The organism is Stenotrophomonas sp. YJH_SMC_29 (assembly GCF_059371235.1).
The window spans coordinates 78,197-96,669 of the sequence record NZ_JCAFUK010000003.1; the positions used below are offsets into that span (position 1 = coordinate 78,197).

The 18,473-nt window shown below is 66.0% G+C and carries 15 protein-coding genes; 5 read left to right on the forward strand and 10 right to left on the reverse strand.

Annotated elements, in window-relative coordinates:
• Positions 1-78: 78 nt before the first annotated feature.
• Positions 79-468, forward strand: coding sequence for a hypothetical protein (locus AC5P9I_RS04910; RefSeq protein WP_223224787.1), 390 nt, complete (start codon positions 79-81; stop codon positions 466-468).
• A 17-nt stretch (positions 469-485) separates the two neighbouring features.
• On the opposite strand, the gene AC5P9I_RS04915 is transcribed toward AC5P9I_RS04910, so the two are convergent.
• The 3 genes from AC5P9I_RS04915 to AC5P9I_RS04925 form a co-directional block, all read right to left on the reverse strand.
• Entirely contained in the window at positions 486-1,217 is a 732-nt protein-coding gene (locus tag AC5P9I_RS04915; protein ID WP_130768048.1) for a hypothetical protein, read from the reverse strand.
• 79 nt (positions 1,218-1,296) lie between these two features.
• Entirely contained in the window at positions 1,297-1,773 is a 477-nt protein-coding gene (locus AC5P9I_RS04920; protein WP_130768047.1) for a nuclear transport factor 2 family protein, read from the reverse strand.
• A gap of 62 nt (positions 1,774-1,835) precedes the next feature.
• Positions 1,836-2,405, reverse strand: coding sequence for a TetR/AcrR family transcriptional regulator (locus tag AC5P9I_RS04925; RefSeq protein WP_130768046.1), 570 nt, complete (start codon positions 2,403-2,405; stop codon positions 1,836-1,838).
• 168 nt (positions 2,406-2,573) lie between these two features.
• On the opposite strand from AC5P9I_RS04925, the gene AC5P9I_RS04930 reads away from it, so the two are divergent.
• The gene (locus tag AC5P9I_RS04930; protein ID WP_130768045.1) at positions 2,574-3,527 is read left to right on the forward strand and encodes an alpha/beta fold hydrolase; all 954 of its coding nucleotides are present in this window, start codon (positions 2,574-2,576) and stop codon (positions 3,525-3,527) included.
• A gap of 54 nt (positions 3,528-3,581) precedes the next feature.
• Here the strand turns inward: AC5P9I_RS04930 and AC5P9I_RS04935 are convergent, their stop codons facing one another.
• From AC5P9I_RS04935 to AC5P9I_RS04950, 4 genes are all read right to left on the reverse strand, one after another.
• Entirely contained in the window at positions 3,582-4,778 is a 1,197-nt protein-coding gene (locus AC5P9I_RS04935; protein ID WP_130768044.1) for a GAF domain-containing sensor histidine kinase, read from the reverse strand.
• Between the two features lie 150 nt (positions 4,779-4,928).
• Positions 4,929-8,738, reverse strand: coding sequence for an autotransporter outer membrane beta-barrel domain-containing protein (locus AC5P9I_RS04940; protein ID WP_130768043.1), 3,810 nt, complete (start codon positions 8,736-8,738; stop codon positions 4,929-4,931).
• A 242-nt stretch (positions 8,739-8,980) separates the two neighbouring features.
• A complete protein-coding gene (locus tag AC5P9I_RS04945; protein ID WP_130768042.1) occupies positions 8,981-9,214 on the reverse strand; it encodes a hypothetical protein in 234 nt (77 codons plus the stop codon).
• Between the two features lie 76 nt (positions 9,215-9,290).
• A complete protein-coding gene (locus AC5P9I_RS04950) occupies positions 9,291-9,971 on the reverse strand; it encodes a response regulator (RefSeq protein ID WP_130768041.1) in 681 nt (226 codons plus the stop codon).
• Between the two features lie 116 nt (positions 9,972-10,087).
• Between AC5P9I_RS04950 and AC5P9I_RS04955 the strand changes: the two genes are divergently transcribed.
• Positions 10,088-10,747: a response regulator gene (locus AC5P9I_RS04955; protein ID WP_130768040.1), complete on the forward strand. Its 660-nt coding sequence runs from the start codon at positions 10,088-10,090 to the stop codon at positions 10,745-10,747.
• A gap of 11 nt (positions 10,748-10,758) precedes the next feature.
• Here the strand turns inward: AC5P9I_RS04955 and AC5P9I_RS04960 are convergent, their stop codons facing one another.
• From AC5P9I_RS04960 to AC5P9I_RS04970, 3 genes are read right to left on the reverse strand one after another with little or no spacing between them, the layout of a single operon-like run.
• Positions 10,759-14,100, reverse strand: a complete 3,342-nt coding sequence (locus tag AC5P9I_RS04960; protein ID WP_235651438.1) for a hybrid sensor histidine kinase/response regulator — start codon at positions 14,098-14,100, stop codon at positions 10,759-10,761.
• A 58-nt stretch (positions 14,101-14,158) separates the two neighbouring features.
• Entirely contained in the window at positions 14,159-14,524 is a 366-nt protein-coding gene (locus tag AC5P9I_RS04965; RefSeq protein ID WP_187756599.1) for a hypothetical protein, read from the reverse strand.
• Positions 14,517-16,820, reverse strand: a complete 2,304-nt coding sequence (locus AC5P9I_RS04970) for a histidine kinase dimerization/phospho-acceptor domain-containing protein (RefSeq protein WP_187756600.1) — start codon at positions 16,818-16,820, stop codon at positions 14,517-14,519. The genes AC5P9I_RS04965 and AC5P9I_RS04970 overlap by 8 nt, the downstream gene beginning before the upstream one ends.
• Positions 16,821-17,092: 272 nt before the next feature.
• Here AC5P9I_RS04970 and AC5P9I_RS04975 point away from each other — a divergent pair, with 272 nt between their 5' ends.
• Entirely contained in the window at positions 17,093-17,278 is a 186-nt protein-coding gene (locus AC5P9I_RS04975; protein ID WP_172412152.1) for a hypothetical protein, read from the forward strand.
• Positions 17,275-18,468, forward strand: a complete 1,194-nt coding sequence (locus AC5P9I_RS04980) for a DUF389 domain-containing protein (RefSeq protein ID WP_176422026.1) — start codon at positions 17,275-17,277, stop codon at positions 18,466-18,468. Before AC5P9I_RS04975 ends, AC5P9I_RS04980 begins: the two co-directional genes overlap by 4 nt.
• The last annotated feature ends 5 nt before the right edge of the window (positions 18,469-18,473 follow it).

The following is an 18,473-nucleotide window of genomic DNA, read 5'->3' on the forward strand; positions in this document are numbered from 1 at the left end:
GCAGGGTGCCGATGGGCGGCCACGGCGCTGTGCCTCGTGGCGCTAGTCGCGTCGCCAACGCAGTGGCTTGCCCCGCCCGTGCCTTCGCCCATCGGGTTCCAGAACATCCCCGACGATCGCTTCCTGCAACTGCGCCGCCAAGCGATGCAGTTCGTGGAAGCTCGGTCACGACAGGGCTATCAATTCGTCGATCAGCGTGAGGGCGCCGCTTTGCAAATCTATTGCCGCGACGTTCCGGTGCTGTGGCTGGAGAGGCACCCGAATTATCTGCTGTTGCGGGTATCACTGGATGCCCGGCAGCGGGCGCCGGCCGTTGTGCAGTTGCGGGCCCTTCTTCAATGGCAGATGGAACCTTTGGGCGTTCTGCAGCAGGCGCTGGCCGGGGTGCCTGAGCCTGTTCTGATGGAGCGGGCGCTGCGGGTTGTTGCTGCTGAGGTACCTGATGGGGCGCGATGTCGCCCGCAGTAGCCGAGCGTGGCTCGGCTCTACAGGGACGTTGGTTGCGAGGGTTCGGGTTCGTGGATGGAGCCTTCAAGCAGGGCGACGTAGGTATCCAGGCGCGAACGCAGCCCGATCAATAGCCATCCTGTGAGGTATAGCAGTACGAGGGCGTAGATGATGAAAGCACCCAGCGCGCCAACATCAAAGGCGCTGCTCCAGTCACCCCATCTCCATTGGCGGAACTGCAGATAGAGGGCAATCAAGAGTGGGAATGGCCCAAGGCGCTGCAGCCCTCCGTACATTAATCCCATGCGCTCGATCATGCTGGATCGCAAGTGGCTGACATACTTGAGGCGGCGCTCACGCTCGACTCTGGGAAACTTCCGAAGCTCGCCGATCACCGCTTGCCACTGTGTAAATTCGCCATCCATTTCCTGCGCGTGCGACAGCCGTGGCTGTACGAACTGCCGGAGTCCGCGGCGGGCTGCGAGAAACCCGCCGATGACAAAACCTCCGATTTCCACCGCCAGGCAGACCCTGACCAAAAACAGTGCAGCCGTAAGCGGAAGCCATCGATCAGGCAGCTGGCTACCGAGAATGCCGATGGCGGCCGCCAGTGCGCCCACCCGGAACGCCCACGTCTCCACCCTGCCCGCCTTCGGGTAGATGCTGTGCTCAACCAGCCCCTGCACCCGCTGGTAGAGCCAGTGGAAGGTCAGTTCCTGCGAATCGGTCGTTGCCGGCGGATCGACGCCGCCCCCTGCCTGCATGTCCATTGCACCCCTGCCCCGGCCGGCGCAGATGCCGGCCGCCCCATCGTACCTGAGCACGCTTCGAAAGGCGCCTCAGCGGGAATCACATGCCCAGCTCCGACAACCCCGGGTGATCATCCGGGCGACGCCCCAGCGGCCAATGGAACTTGCGGTCGCTTTCCTTGATCGGCAGGTCGTTGATGGACGAGAAACGGCGCTGCATCAGGCCGTCCTCGCCGAATTCCCAGTTTTCGTTGCCATAGGAACGGAACCAGTTGCCGGAGTCGTCGCGCCATTCGTATGCGTAGCGGACCGCAATGCGGTTTTCGGTAAAGGCCCAGAGCTCCTTGATCAGGCGGTACTCGAGTTCCTTGTTCCATTTGCGTGCCAGGAACTGCCGGGCTTCCTCCCGGCCGTTGGTGAACTCGGCACGGTTGCGCCACTGGGTGTCGAGCGAATAGGCGAGTGACACCTTGTCGGCATCGCGGGAATTCCAGCCATCCTCGGCAAGGCGCACCTTCTTCGTGGCCGATTCGAGGGTGAACGGAGGAAGCGGCGGACGGGGTTGTTCAGCGGACACGGAGAGACCTCCAATCGAAATGGATATACGGGTTGCTTCAAAGGATCTGGCGTACCCAGGCGCTAACGCTTGGCCTGTTCCAACAACAGCTTCGCGACATCCTTCGCGGTGTCTGCGGCGTCGAGATCACCCATCACGCGCGACAGGGTGATGGCGCCTTCCATCAGGATCAGCAGCTGGCGGGCCAGGTCCGCCGGCTGCTCCACATCCAGTTGTTCGGTAAGTTCCAGCGTGTAATCGAGCAGCTTCTGCTTGTGATTCCGCGCGATTTCCCGGATCGGATCGGCCGGGTCGCCGACCTCCCCCGCGGTATTGATGAACGCACACCCGCGATAGCCCTCGGACTGGAACCAGCTCTTGAACGCGGTGAACATGCCGAGGATGCGCGCTTCTGGGCTGTCGGCCTTATCGCACTCCTGCCGGAACCAGGCCAGCCAGCGCACATCGCGCGCCTTCAACGCGGCGGCGGCCACGTCGTCCTTGTTCTCGAAGTGGCGGTAGATGCTCTTGCGCGCCACGCCCGAGGTCTTCACCAGCAGGTCCATGCCGGTGGCATGGATCCCGTTCTGGTAGATCAGCGCCTCGGCCGTGGCCAGGATCTTCTGTTGGGTGTTGGTGGTGACCTTGCTCATGGCTGCAAGGTAGAACGGTCGTTCTACACTGTCAACAGGCAATCGCGAGCGATGGGGGCGCGCACATCCATGCAAGACGATCTATCAAGAAATCCGGACACGTCATCACCCTGGCGCCTGATCACAGGCGCAAAGTACGTCTCACCACCCACCCATGAGAGTTCCCGCATGAACACCTTCGCCCGTACGCTGGCGGTTGCCGCCGTCGCCCTCTCGGTCCAGGCCGGCCTGTCCGCGCAGGCCGCCGAACCGGCCAAGCCGGCTCCGGTCACCGCCATCGCGCGCACCGCCAGCTACATCACCACCGCCGACGGCGTGCAGCTGTACTACAAGGACTGGGGCCCGAAGGACGGCCCGGTCGTGACCTTCAGCCATGGCTGGCCGTTGAATTCGGACAGCTGGGAATCGCAGATGATCTTCCTGGCCAACCATGGCTACCGCGTCATCGCGCACGACCGTCGCGGCCACGGCCGCTCCAGCCAGCCGTGGGACGGCAACGACATGGATCACTACGCCGATGACCTGGCCACGGTGATCAATACACTGGACCTGCACGATGTGACCCTGGTGGGCTTCTCCACCGGTGGCGGCGAAGTGGCGCGCTACATCGGCCGGCACGGCACCGGGCGGGTGAAGAAGGCCGTGCTGATCAGCTCGGTGCCGCCGTTCATGCTGAAGACCGCCGACAACCCGAACGGCCTGCCGATCGAAGTGTTCGATGGCATCCGCAAGGCACAGATGGAGAACCGCGCCCAGTTGTACAAGGACATTCCGTCGGGCCCGTTCTATGGTTTCAACCGCCCAGGCGCGAAGGTGTCGCAGGCGCTGATCGATGCGTGGTGGGCGCAGGGCATGCAGGGCGGCCACAAGAACACCTACGACTCGATCGCCGCGTTCTCGGCCACCGATTTCCGTGCCGACCTGAAGAAGTTCGATGTTCCTACCCTGGTGATCCACGGTGACGACGATCAGATCGTGCCGATCGATATCTCTGGCCGCCAGTCAGCAAAACTGATCAAGGGCGCCAGGCTGATTGTCTACCCGGGTGCGCCGCATGGCCTGACCGACACCCACAAGGACAAGGTCAACCAGGACCTGCTGACGTTCCTGCAGGAAAAGTGACTGGCGAGGGCTCCGGCGCCGTGCCGGAGCCCTCCTGTTGCCTGGCGCCCACCTTCATGTGCGCGCCGCGGTCGGCATCTGGAATGTGAACATAGTGCCGTCGCTCTCACTCGACCGCACGTCCAGTGTTCCGCCGTGGGACTTGGCAATTTCCGATGCAATGTAGATGCCCAGGCCAAGCCCTGGCCTGGGCAGTTCGCCCTGCTCACGCGAAAACGGGCTGAAAATCGTCCCCAGCCGCTCAGGCGCAATGCAGCCGGCGTTATGCACATCCAGCGTGAGGCGATGGGATGCGGCCTGGACTCTCAGCGTGACAGGTGCGGAGCGCTCGCCGTGCTGGGCTGCGTTGGTCAGGAGGTTGGCCAGCAGCTGCGACAGCCTGCCGGGATCGCAGACCACGCTGCCCTCGATCCGCATCTGGACGTTGATGTCCTGCCGACCGGTAGCGATCGCCACTTCTTCTGCAACCTGTTCGAGCTCCGCCTGCAAGGTGTGGCTTTCCTGGAGCGAGACCGGAATGCCTCCTCCCAGCCGCCCCCTGGCGAAATCAAGCACATCACCGATGAGGCCATCCATCCGGGTGACGCCGGCAGCGATGTGCGCGAGCATCCGCTGCTGGCGCTCGGATGTTGCCTCACGTTCCAGAGAATCGGCGGCCACGCTGATGGCCTGCAGCGGGCTGCGAAGGTCATGGCCCAGTACCGCGATGAACTGATCGCGCAGATCGGAAACACGCTGTGCCGTTGAAAGTGCTGTCTCTGCCTCCAGCAGCTGATCCTCTTTGTCGAGGTAGTTGCCAACGAGGTCGGCAAGCAGCTCCATGGATCGCTGGACGTGCGCCTCATCGAAGTTGCCCGGCGACGAATCAATGGCACACAGGGTGCCGAAGAAGCTGCCATCCGGCCGATGGATCGGCACGGAGGCGTAACTCTCCAGCCCGTAGATCCTGGGCGTATGGTGTTCGGAATACAGCGGGTGTGCACTGGCGCGCGCGAACACCACGGAGGTCGATGACTGCCTGATCTCGTCACAGAGGGTGGTTTCGAGGACCAGTTGCCCGCCCGGAACGAGCCCGAACCCCAGGGTATCCAGGGTGGCGCAGGCCGTCCACGTGGTTTCTGTCACCCGGGCAATCGCGGTGAATCTTGAGCCTGTGATATGGGCGACGGTCTCAAGGATGCGCGGCACTGCCTCAATACGACCGATCTCAGCGATGTCTTTCAGGAGGTGGGGATCGGTCAGTGTGTGCATGTAGTGGCAGTCGGGCGCAGTGGTGCATCATCCCACGAATCAGCCCGGGCAGCAGACACGCCCCTGGATGCCTGCTGGACTGCGGTGCTCGCTGGCGCGCCATCAGATGCGGGGTCGCCGCATCTGATGGCGGACACCGGCGGCTCGCCCTTACCAGCGCACCTGCAGGCCGAGGTTGCCGAACGCGCCTTCCCGGCTGGCACCACTGCCGTTGCCCATGGAGCGCTCGCGCCCACCAGAGATCTGCAGGTTGAAGCGCTCATTCAACCGGACGTTGACGCCAGCGCTCAACGACGCTCGGTTTCCACCCGCCTCCAGGGGAATCTGGTCCTTGCCGGCGTACGTCACTGCCGAGCGCGCATCCGATTCATGCCACACATCGGCGGCGAGGTACGGCGCCCACTGCACGCCGCCCGCGCTCTGGAACTGCCAGCTGCCGTTGATGCCCAATCGCCCGCTCAGCCCCTGGGTGCTGCCAAGCGACACCTGCCCTGCAGCATCCTGCCCTGCATCGAAACGCACCTTCTGCCAGACCAGCTGGACTTCAGGCTGCAGCGTGAACTGCCCGGTGCCGGCCTGCATGACAAACGGATAGCCGGCCTCGAGCGATGCCAGGTAGCCGTCGCCACGGGTGTTGAGGCGAACCGGGCCCGCGTTGGCGGAACCGCCGTAGCGGGTCAGCTGGACGACGGCATCCAGATAGCCGCCTCGGCTGCCAGTGCCGGTCAGGGTCAAGCCAGCGCTGGTGGCCTGCAGTTCGACGTTGCCGGTCGCCCCGCGCACATAGCGGGTCCGCTCATCATTGGTATAGATGCCGTCGACCTGCACATTGCTGCTCGCGTGCGACAGGTAGCCGCCCGCCTGCCAGCGGGCGCCTGCCGACGGGGCGGCCTGCCAGAAATCACTTCCGACCTGCAGCGCGTTGAGCCTGCCCTTGGCTTCCGGCGCAACCATGGATTCGTACCGGTTGTGCAGGTCGCGGGTTGCCACACGCACCCAGGCAGCATGCGGCCTGTCGCCCGCAGCGGCGGCCTGCGCCCTGTCGCGCCGGTTGCCCATCGCCAGTGCACCCAGTTCGCGCGCCAGCGGCTGGACCGTACCGTAGGTCGCCAGCTCGCGGCCGAAGATGGGCAGGGCCACCGGAGGCACCGGGTTGGTCGGATTGACCGGGTTGATGGGATCGATCGGATTGACCGGATCAGTCGGATCGACCGGCTTGATCGGGTCAGTCGGATTGACCGGGTCCGTCGGATCGACCGGCGGCTGCACGACGAAGGCGTTGCGCAGGTACCAGTTTTCGGCCGACTTGCCTTCCAGGTCGCCGCGGAAGAGGCCATACCCGAATGCGCCGTTTCGTGCATAGTTTCCGAGCTTGAAGGCATCGGCCGACGTGGTGGCGCCATTGATGGCGGCAACCACCAGGATGCCGTCCCCGACGGTGTGGCCTTCGGTGCCGCTGGTGTTGTGAACGCGCACGGTGGTGCTGCCGCTGGCGCTGCCGCCATCGATCACCAGCTGGCTGCTGGGCGATGCGTCGTCGGCTAGCCAGGTGTTCAGTTCCAGCTGCCCCTGCTGGCCCACGTAGTTGCCCTGGATGGTCAGGCGACCGTAGTCAGTCCCGCTGCCCGGGCGGATCACGCCGGCGTTGACCACGTCACCGTGAATGGTGCCGTTGCCGCTCAGCATGGCATTGCTGGCCACTTCGGTTGCCGACCGGATGCTGCCATCGACCTGAAGTGCACCGGCAAGCACGCGGGTGGCACCGGTGTAGGCCTGGTCATCGGCGATGCGCAGGGTCCCCGTGCCCATCTGCACCAGGCCGCCCGTTCCGCTTACCGCATTGTCCAGCAGCACGTCGTCGCTGCGGTTGAATTCCAGCCAGCCGTGGTTGTCGATTGCACCAGTCACGCTGCCGCTGGTGCCACCGTTGCCCAGGCGCAACGCACCGGCCACGATGAACGTGCCGCCGGCGTAGCGGTGGTCAGCGTCCAGCACGGTGGTGCCCGATCCGATCTGGCGCAGCGCGCCATCGCCGGCGACACGCGCCGAGAGCTGGAACGTATCGTTGCGGTCCACGTCCAGGTAGGTGCCACCGGCCAGGCTGACATCGCCGCCCAACGTGCCGCGCGAGCCGCCGTCACCGATCTGCAGGGTGCCGGCCGCCACCCGGGTGCCGCCGCTGTGCGCGACGTCGCCGGACAGCACGACAGTGCCGCCACCTGCCTGCAGCAGCTCGCCGCTGCCGGCGATGTTGGCGGACAGGGACATGCGGTCACCGCGGTTGAGGGTCAGCCGCGCGTTGTTGACGATGTCGCCCGCCACGTTGCCGGCTGCGCCGCCATCGCCCAGCACCAGTTCACCCTGTTCGATGTGGGTCACGCCGGTGTGGGTGTTGTCTGCGGTCAGGGTGAGCGCGCCTTCGCCGCGCTTGATCAGCTGGCCGCCTTCGCCGTGCAGCGCCGTGGCCAAGGTGACAGCGTTGCCGTTGGTGTCCAGCACCGCGCCCGCAGTCCCCAGCACCTCCAGTCGCGCGGAGATGTCTTCGTCGCTGCCTGCGGCCCACTGCAGGCCGCCGCCATCCAGGACAATGCTGCCGGTGCCCAGGTTGCTGCCGGACTGGAATCGGATCAGGCCCTGATCGACGCGCGTCGAGCCGCTGTAGGTGTTGGCACCGGTCAGGGCCAGCACGCCCTCGCCGGTCTTGGTCAGGGTGCCTGCATTGCCGCTGACCTGCCCGCTGACGGTCATCACGGCATCATTGCCATCGACGCGGAACGCATGCTCGCCGCTCGCGGCCAGCACCACCGGAACATCAACCTGCGTGTCCTGGCCTGCGGCACGGTTGCCCAGCACGCCATCGTTGAAGGTGATCACGCGCGTGCCAGCGCCGGCGCCGGCCAGGATGCTGCCAGCATGCAGCGCACCGCCGTCGAGGGTGATGTTCGAGGACACGGTCCCTCGGGTGCCGGTGCGGTTGCCCAGGGTGATGGCATTGGCAAGCACGGTGCCGCCCTCGCCAATGGAGAGGCGACCGTTCGAACCGCCGTTGCCAGCGGTGCTGCTGCGTTCGCCGATCATGATGGTGTTGGCTTCGAGCACGCCCCGGCCCAGGCTGAGGGTGCCCGTTGCGGTGGCATCGCCATAGGGCGCGCCCGCGATGTTCAGCGCGTCCACCTTTGCATCAAGCACGCCTCGGCGCAGGTCGACAGTGCCGGTGGCACCGGTGTAATTGCTGCTGTTTCCCGTACCAATGTTCCAGGTGCCTACGGCGCTCTCCCCGTCGGAGCCACGCAGCGTGAGGGTTCCGTCCGTGACCGAGTCCTGGAAGACCAGGGTGCCGCCGCTCTGGTTGCCGCCGAGCGTGATGCTGTCGGCGTTGATCGTGTTGTTCTGGCCCAGGCGCACGGTGCCTTGATTGGTCGCCGCTGCACTGATGTTGCGGCCGACATCGCCAATGCCAAGGTGCGATGCGCGGATGAGGTTGGTATCCGAAGCCAGCACGACCGTACCGGTGGTAGCCCCGGTCTGATCCCGTGAGCCGCCCATGACGCGGCCACCGACGTTGAAGTCGAGGCTGGCATTGTCGAACACGTAATGAGAGAGCCCGCTGAGGTCCAGGTTCTGGGTGGCGCGGTTCGCGGTGCCGCCGATGTAGAAGGTATTTCCCTGCTGGACCAGCGTACCGCCGTTGCCAACGACGACGCCGGTGGCGCCATTGGCAACAATGATGTCCTCGACAACCCGCGTGCCATCGGCAACATCAACCGGGGCGCCGGGGAACTGCAGCGTCTCTGCACCTGCGGCGCCGCCCCATGCCAGCGCGACAGCGACGGCCAGCTGCAGCGGGCGAAGCACGGTACGGCTGCCCGCGTGGGTGCGACGGCGACGGGTGGCGAATTCGGAGGCGACGACCCATCGACCGGCGGCCGCATTCCAGACGATTGAATGAATCTTGTTCATGAGGCTCTCCTCGAAGTGAAATGGAGGCTGGAGGGCTTCCTGGAGCGTTCGGAGCAACCGAAGGGGAAGCACTCAGCGGACACTTGCGAGGTTAGTGAGGGCCACCCGCGAGTCGAATCGGACTCGTCCCAAAAGCGGGGGACGCGGCGTTGCAGGCCTGCCCGAGGCGCTGCGGGCGTGCGCCGCCCGCCCCGGCAGGTGCCACCAGGATGCGTTGCAGCGGCCATGCGTGATGGCAGACGTCAAGAATCGTGTTGAGAAGCGTTCTGCTTTGCAGGGCCCCGTGCCGGGCCCGCCGCTTGGCCCGCTTCGCTGTCACTGCAGCGGTCCTGCCATTGGCGGCGCAGCGCTCGGCGCAACTGCGGCGAGGCAAACAGGTACTGATTGAGGCCGTCCAGGAAGCTTGCCTGCGAGCTGGCGGAAAGCTCGCTGAATCGAAGCAGCAGCAGCGTTACCAGAAAATTGGGGTCGGGCACGTGGTCACCGGTTACAGGGGTGTGCCCCACCGAGAATACGAACGCTGCAGCGCAAGACCATCGGACAATGCCTGAATCAGTCCGATTCTCCACCGGCGCCTGCACGGGCGCTCTGTGATGCCTGGACCAGCCCATGCGCCAGTGCGTACTCGAACACGTCCGCGTCCCGCTCCAGGCCAAGCTTGCGCATGGCCGCCATTTTCTGCGTGCTGACGGTCTTGCTGCTGCGCCCTACCCGCTCGGCGATTTCCCGGATGGTCAATCCTTCGGCGAACATGCGCAGCACTTCTGTTTCCCGCTTTGACAGTGCGGACGCACCACTGGCAGGTGCTTCGGCCACGTGGGCGAGCAAACGCTCAATGGCCGGAGAGACGAACGGCTGGCCGGACCGGGCCGCATGCACCGCAGGAACCACGTGCTCCAGCGAATCGCTCTTGCTCACGATGCACGTCACCCCGGCGGCCTGGATGGAGCGCAGGACCAGCGGACTCTCCATGCCGGTGAGCACCACCAGCTTCAGGTTGGGAAACCGCCGCTGCAGGAATCTGAGCAGGGTCACGCCGTCGCCGTAGCGTCCGTTCGGCATCGAAAAGTCACAGACGGCCACGTCCACCGGTGCGGCGCTCAGCAGCGCAACCAGTCCGGTCGAGTCGCTGGCCAGGCCAGCGACCGCGATGCCGGGTTCGGAGCGCAGCAGCATTTCCATGCCGGCCAGCATCACGGGATGGTCGTCGGCAACGACCAGGTTCAAGGCCATACAGTCATCCTCTTGGTTGCAGGTATCGCCGAGCGTGCCACCACGCGGTCGCCTGGCCTATAGTTGCGGCGGCGGTTCGCCGGTGTGGCGGGCCAACTTCAGCGCGGGGCTGTTGCATGTCTCATCCGATCATTCGTGTAGCCATTGCAGACGACCATCCGGTCATCCGCATGGGAATCGAGGCCGCAATCGATGCAGTTCCCACGCTGCAGTGCATTGGAACGGCGTCCGACTCCTCGGAGCTGGTGGCGCTGCTGGACAGTACCGCATGTGATGTCGTGGTGACCGACTACGCCATGCCGGGCGGCACGCACGGCGACGGCCTCGCCCTGCTGGATACACTCCGCGAACGCTACCCTGACCTGCGTGTGATCGTGATGACGGGCATGGACCAGCCGGTGGTCATCCAGTCACTTTATCAGCGCGGCATCACCCATATCCTCAGCAAGGCCGATGACACCAGCCATGTTCCGGCGGCCATCGCTGCGGCCTGGGCCAACCGGCGCTACCTCTCGCCGTCGGTCGCGCAGATCTTGCCACACCATGCCGCAGCGTCAAGGAAGACAGCGCTCTCGCCACGGGAACGTGAAGTGCTGACGCTGTTCGTGTCGGGGCTTGGCATCAACGAAATCGCCGAGCGCCTGGACAGGCGCAAGCAGACCATCAGCACGCAGAAGCGGATCGGGATGGCCAAGCTGGGCATCGACAAGGAAGCCGATCTCTTCAAGTTCGCGACGGAACTCGGCCTGCGTTCAAACGGCCCCGACCCGGACTGATCGGCGTTCGCTCACGAGCCGTCCGGCAGGCCCTCCCGATAGCTGTCGATGAGCGCGGACAGGGACGCGAGCAGCGCCTGCAGCTCGGCTTCATCCACTGTGTCGTGCTCGCGCAGGCGATGCTCCACGGTCCCGAAGCGCTCGCCGAGCGGACGTTCCCCCATCATCAACAGCACGCCCTTCAGGGAATGGACCTTGTCCAGCAGCGCGGCCTGCCGCCCTTCCCGCAGCGCGGCGGCAAGGACGTCAAGATCACGCGCGCCGCTTTCGACGAACAGGGCCGGAAGTTTCAGCGGCAGCCCCTGCCCCGCGGCCGGCGCGGGTGCCTTGTGGTTGCTGGCAGGAACGTAGCGGTCCAACGCCGCCGACAGCCGTTCCAGATCCAGGGGCTTGAGCAACAGCCCATCGATGCCCGCCTGCCGGCAGCGCTCCCGCTCGCTGGCCAGCGCGGTTGCGGTGATCGCCAGGATCGGCACCTTTTCCCCGCGTGCACGCAGCGTCTGGGCCAGCTCGTAACCGTCCATCACCGGCATGTTGATGTCGGTCAGCACGACGTCCCAGCTGTCCGACGGCCACAGGCTCAGTGCGGCCTGGCCATCCTCGGCGGTGCCCACATGCCAGCCGAGCTCCTCCAGCTGCTGCTGGATCAGCTCGCGGTTCACCGGATTGTCCTCCACCAGCAGCACCCTTCCCCGTCCCGCCGGCGGCCGCGCCTGCGCGGCGACCGGCGATGGCGCGTCCGCTCCCATCGCATCCTGCAACAACGCGCGCAGCAGCGCCGGGCTGGAATAGCTGGTGACGTGCACGCCATCAGGACGGCGTTCGGGGGCCAGGGGGCCGCTCGGGTACGCGCGCACCAGCCGGGCGTGGAGGCTGCACAGCGCCTGCTCATCCTCCTCCGGCCATGCGCGGCGCTCGCCGAAAATCAGCAACGTTGTCGTTGCGGCATCGGTGGGCAGCGCGGCCGGACGATCAAGGACGGTCAACCCTGCGCCCCAGCGCTGCAGGACCTGCCCGATTTCCTGCCGCCACTCCGGCGCTGCCGAAAGCAGCGTCACCGTGGTGCCCGACAGCGGCTGCTCACCGCCGTGCGGCGCATCGACAGGGTGAACCGGCACCTCCAGGGTGAACACGGTGCCGACGCCCAGCGTACTTTCGGCCTGGATGCTGCCACCCAGCAGATGGGCGAGTTGCCTGCACAGCGCCAACCCCAGCCCGCTGCCACCGTAACGCCGGGACACGCTGGCATCGCCCTGCTCGAAGGGACGGAACAGATGCGCAAGCTGCTCGTCGGACATGCCGATGCCGGAATCCACGACCCGCAGCCGCAGCACGCTCTGGTTCGGTTGCAGGCAGTTCCCGAGCCCGGCGTGCAGCGTGATGCGCCCGGACTCGGTGAACTTCACCGCGTTGCTCAGCAGGTTGTTGATGATCTGCCTGATGCGATGCGCATCTGCCCGGTAGGCATCCTCAAGCTCGGCGTCGATCATGTAGAACAGCTTCACGCCCTTCTTGTGCGCCTCGGGCGCATACAGCAGCGTGGCCTGCTCGATCAGTTCACGAACGTTGAAGTGCGCCGGGTCGACATCCAACTGCCCGGCCTCGATCTTCGAGAAGTCGAGCACATCACTGATGATCGCCATCAGTGAGTCCGCCGACAGCCGGATGCGCTGCAGGCGTTCCTGCTGCGCAGGCTGCAACGGTGAGCGTGCCAGTAGTTCCAGATGGCCGAGGATGCCGTTGAGCGGCGTGCGGATTTCGTGACTCATGGTGGCGACGAAGGCGCTCTTCGCCCGGTTGGCCGCCTCCGCAGCGGCGCGGGCATCCTCGGAATCGCGACGGGCGCGCTCCAGGGTCTGCTGCAGTTCCATCTGCGCCGTGACATCACGCAGCGCGCAGACCCACACGGTCTGGTCGCGATAGCGTGCGATGGCCAACGCCACCTGAAGCTGGATCGGCACTGCACCCGCGTCGTGCAGCGTCCAGTTGAACTCCTTGCGCGCACCGGGCAAGGCATGCGCCTGCTGCACCAGCGCGACATAGAGCGCCGGGGTCGTCGAATCGCCCGCCGGCTGCGTCGCCAGTTCGCGTGCGACCTGGTTCTGCAGTAGGGGAGCACCATCATCGCAGCTGAGCAGTGCCAAGCCCACCGGCGCCGTGCCGATGATGGTCTGGCTGAGCGCTTCGCTTTCGTAGACGCGCGATGCCTCGGCCAGGGCCGGCGCCATGACCTTGCGCTCCACCCGCCAGAGCAGCAGCCAGAGTGCTGCGATGATCGACAGTGCCGTCAGCAGCCGCGCAACGATGGCCATCCCCTGGTCGCGCCACAGCGCGCTCCAGTCGTAAAGACGCGTGAAGCGCCAGTCCGTCCCTGACAACCCCCCGCTTACCGCAAACAGATGCTGGAACGACAGCCGTGTCACGTTGCGTGTGTCCTGCTGCGCCAGCAGCGGGCCAAGCGCATTGGCCTCCCGGCTGAGGGGGCCCTTTGCCAGCACCACTTCACCGGTGGGCCCGGTCAGCAGATAGCTGCCGGCGGCGGTCGCTTCCAGGCGCGAGCCGATGCTGCTGATCGGCTCGAAGGTGACCCGCCGGAAATAGGGCGTGGTGCCCTCGGCGAGGGTGAGAATACCCACCAGCGAGGGCCGGCCATCCAGCGGGTTCCGCCCGAACAGCGAGGCCAGGCGATGGCCCTTGGCGGCGCTTTCCATCGGACCGGGATCTGGAGATTGCAGCGGCGCGTGGCGCTCGATGCCCTTCAACAGTGCGAACGCCTGTGCCCGCGAATCTGCGCGCAGCCCCCGCAGCAGCTGCGCCTCGTCAACCACGCCGGGCAGTGCCATCAGCCGCGCCTGCGGGTCATAGCCATACACCATGGCCGGGCTGTTCCCCTGCATCGAACTGATCGCCGCAGTCGTGTACAGCGAGTACTGATAGATCATGCCCAGATAGGCTTCCAGCTCAGGCTGTGGCATCGGCCGCTCGGGATCGCCCAGCACCAGCCACGGCACCGATGCCGGACCTTCTGCCCGGACCACCGTCCGCATGCCCTGCGACAGGTAGTTGGCCACCATCGGCTGACCCAGGCGCCGCAGTTCTTCCCGCTGCCCGCTCCACATCACGTCGTTGGCGTTCACGCTTCCTGCATACGCACGGTCACGTTGCACCAGGAAGTAATCGATCGCGCCGCGGGCCTCGAAGAACTTCTGGCGCTCGCGGTCATGGAATTCGCCCACGCCGGCAAAGATGCTCACCGCTGTGGTCAACAGCACCAGCAGCGTGATCAGCCCCCCTCCCCCCAACAGCAGCCGGCGCTGTGAACGGTGGAGTGCCTGCAACGGGGCGGAAGGCAAGTCAGGCGAGGCCGGAGGCATGGCATTCCCGCGCACGGGCAAGGGGGTGGCCATGAATCTAGTGCATGCCCCTTTCCACCGCCAGTGTCGGCACGCCCCGCTGCGAGGAAACCAGCAGGGCCTGCAGCAGGCCATCACTGGAATAGCAGGACACGCGCCACGCATTTCCCCGAACCTGCGGCTTCAGCGGACCGTCGGCAGATACCAGGATCACCCGCCGCCGTCCCGCCCGCGACGCCACTTCCGTCCGCGCGGGACTTCTCTCGAATGCAACGAGCGGAACGTGCGCTTCCCAGTGTTCGGCGGGCCAGGCGTCGGCCTCGCTCACGATGATCACGGTGGCGCCCCAGCGTTCAAGCCGGCGCCGCAGCTCGTCCCGCCAACCACTGGCCGAGGAGCTCAGGAGCACCGAGCGGTCAGCCAAGGGCAGCGTCCCGGTAGCCGGAACCGCCTGGACCGGTATGCAGAAGGTGAAGACACTGCCGACGCCGGGCGTGCTGCTGGCATGGATGGTGCCCCCCCATGCAGCTGCTCAGTTCACGGCACAGTGACAGTCCCAGCCCAGACCCGCCAAAACGGGTGATGATGCTGGCGTCCGCCTGCACATAGGGCTGGAAGAGCCTTGCCATCTGCGTCTCCGTCATGCCGAGGCCGGAGTCGATGACCTGCAGCTGCAGCTGGGAACCGTCCGTATCGGGCACCCAGTCAGCCCTCAGTTCGACACGACCGGACGGGGTGAACTTCACTGCATTGCTGACCAGGTTGCGCAGGACCTGCTCGATGCGTGCCTGCGGCCCGACCAGCCTGGCCGGCACTGCATCATCGACCATGACGTCCAATACCAGGCCCTTTGCTTCGGCCAGTGGCGAGAACAGCAGCGCGACCCGCTCCAGCAGCGTCACCGGTTCGAAGGTCTCCGCAACCAGGTCCAGGTGCCCGGATTCCGCGCGGGAGAAATCCAGCACGTCGTTGATGATCTGCAGCAGCGAGTCCGCAGCCTGGGTAATTCGCCGAAGCCGTGCCTGCTGGTTGTCGTCCAGCGCAGAGCGGCCGAGCAACTCCAGGTGACCCAGGATGCCATGCAACGGCGTGCGGATCTCGTGGCTCATGGCCGCCAGGAAGCGGCTCTTTGCGCGGCTGGCGGCCTCCGCCGACTCGCGCGCCTGCTTCTGCTGCTGCTCCAGTTCGATCCGCGCGCTCAGGTCGCGCACAGCGCACAGCAGTACCATGCGCCCTTGATAGCTGGCACTGGTCGCCCCCACCAGCAGCACGACAGGCGCCTGGCCGTGGGGATCCGGCACCGACACTTCGAACTCGGCGATGGTGGTATCAGGCAGCAGCAGGATCGCCGAGGCCTGGTCGACCATGCGGGCGTAGAGCATGGCGCCGCGTCGCTCGGCGGCGGCGGCGAGCTGACGCATCATGTCGTTCTGCACCACCGGGTCACCGCTGTGGCGATCGAGCAGGCACAGTCCCACCGGTGACAGCTGGATCAACGCGCGGCTGAGCTGTTCGCCCTGGTAAACGCGCGCGGCGCGTGCCAGCGCGGGCCCGAAGGCGCGCCAATGCAGCCAGGCCAGCAGCGTCCAAAGACCCAGCAACAGGCCGAACGCCAACGACGCGGCAGCGATGTACAGGCGTTGCCCATCGGCAATGACATCGGCGATGCAGTACGTGCTGACCAGTGCCCAGTCGGCTTCCTCGACACGGACTACCTGGAAGAAACGCAGCCCTTGGCGGAAGGTGGCCAGCGTGCGCCCCTTGTGCTCCGCGTCCAGAAGATGCCGGGTCACCTCGCCCAGATCCAGCGCTTTGGGGCTGCCGGTGCCCGCCACCACGCGGCCGTCGCCGGTCAGCACGAACGACACGCCACCATCGGCGATGCGCATTGCCCGGGACAGCGGTGTCGTTGATTCCAGCGTGACGAACGTGCCGATCACGGTGGCACCGTCACGCGCCACCAGGGCACTGGCGATCGCCGGAGCCCCCGACACCGGATGGCGCACCAGTTCCATCCGGGTGGCGTGCGTGCCATACGCCTCCGCGCCGTCGACGCCGGTGCGGGACAGCGCCGCGAGCCGGCCGATGAGCTGCGCACGGTCCTTTTCTCCCGTGGCCGACAGCAGATGCTGTTCGCTCATGCCCTCGCCCAGTACCAGCAGCTGGCCGCGCGGATCAAGAAAGAAGCTCGACTCCGATTCGCTGGACCGGCCGCCGGCCCCGCCCAGCCGGCGGATGATCGACAGCGAGTGCGCCAGCATGAGATAGCGATCCAGGCGGTCAACGGGCCAGGCATCGGTGCCGGCACCCAGCACCGTCTGCGGCACGCTCTCGGTGCCAGCGGTCATGACGGCCCGCTGTCCGGCACGGAGGTAGTTGGCACGGTCCACTTCCAGCGTCCGCGCATCATTGTCCGGGCGATGTCGCCAGGCGTACTCGGCCATGCTCAACAGCCGAAGGTGGGCCGCATCCGACGCCGCCAGGTGGGCCTCGACGATGGCACGGCTGCGCTGCAGCGCTTCCGACCGCCGCGCCGCAAAGCCATCTGCGTGGAACAGCGCCAGCGCGATCAGCCCGGCAACGATGGCGATGCTGAGCAGGCAGCCGCCGCCCAGCAGCACGCCGCGCTGGTACTTGCGGAGCGCAGCGAGGTCGCAATCGTCGGTAGCATCAGGCGAGGCGTCCTGGCGCAGGTGTGCGGAGCGGAAGAAGCGGAACATTGTCGCTGTGGATGCGCCCGCCAAGGAACATGCGGGCCATACCGGAGAAAGTGAAAGGGAGCGGCCACCCTATCGGCCCCTGGCAGACAGCCACATAGGACGCGGCTGACTTTCTGCCGCGCTGTGGCGCAACGCGGCCGCACGGCTGGCGTGGGTACGTGGACGTTCGCGTCACGCGTCGGATCCCTGGCGGAATGGGCGTCGTCCGATGGGCTGCTGCAACACGCTGGTTGACGATAGGTGTTCGACCCTCTTTGTTCCCAGGCATCTCCATGGCAGATCTTTCCCGACACACCCTCATCTACACCGAGTACGGCCACTGGAATGTCATGCGCGGCCGTCAGCTGCTTGGCGGCCGTACCTGCCTCGCAGAGGCGCTGGCCCTTCTGGACTACTTCCACCGGCTGCAACGGGCCGAAGCGCTGCATTCACCCGCGCAGCCGGGAGCGGATCGATGAGTGCCGTGCCAACGCTGCTGGTGAGTGTCCTGGCATCCGCCCACCATGGCTGGAGCCGGTGGCGCAACCGCATGCTTGCCGCCGTCGACCACGATGCCGTTATCGCCAACGTGAGTGACGGTGGCGGGCTCAGCCCGCGCTTCACGTTCATGGCAGTGATGTCCTGCGGTATCGCGATCCTGGGGCTGCTTCAGTCCTCGGGGGCCGTCGTGATCGGTGCGATGCTGATCTCGCCGCTGATGGGCCCCATCGTGCAGCTGGGTTTTTCGCTGTGCGTGGTCGATTTCCGGATGATGGGCCGTGCGTTGCTTGCGCTGCTTGTGGGCATGGCGCTGGCGCTGCTGACCGCCATGTGCATCGTATGGCTGTCGCCGCTACGCGAGGCGACCAGTGAGATCCTTGCACGCACGCAACCCACCCTGTTCGACCTGCTGGTGGCACTGCTGTCAGGGCTGGCCGGCGGCTATGCAGTGATTACCCGGAAGGGAGAGGCCATTGTGGGCGTTGCAATTGCGACCGCCCTGATGCCGCCGTTGGCAGTGGTCGCGTTTGGGCTGGCGACGGGCGACATGCGCGTGGCTGGGGGCGCGATGTTCCTTTTCATGACCAACCTGCTGGCGATTGCCCTGAGCGTGACACTGATTGCCAAGTGGTACGGGTTCGGGATGGAGAACTCACCTCGCCACACCGCCTGGCAAGCGGGGGTGATCGCCACCACGTTCATTCTGCTGGCGCTGCCGCTGGGACTGGCCCTGCGCGAGATCGGGCAGCAGACCTGGGCCGCAAACCAAGCCCGCGCCGTGGTTACCCGGTACCTGGGCGATCGCCGTGCGTCGATTGAACACATGTCCGTGGTGCGTGCCGAGCATCGCTATGTCATCGACGTGGTGGCGCTGGTCCCGGCCTATATCAACAATGCCCAGGGCAATCTGGCAGGTCGGCTGTCCGCGCGGCTGGCGGCCCCGGTATCCCTGCGCGTCAGGCAAACCCTGGAGGCCAACGAGGACGGACTGCGCAACCGGGCCGATATCGATGGCCTGCGGCTCAACGTTGCCAGCCTGTCTGCCGAGACCCGGGCGCTGCGTGTCGAGATGGATGAGATCGTGGCGGAACGCTCACGCGTGCTGCGTGAGGAAAGCGCTGCAGAGGAGCAGGGCGATGGATCGCACAGCGCGGACAGCCTCCGCTAGCGAGG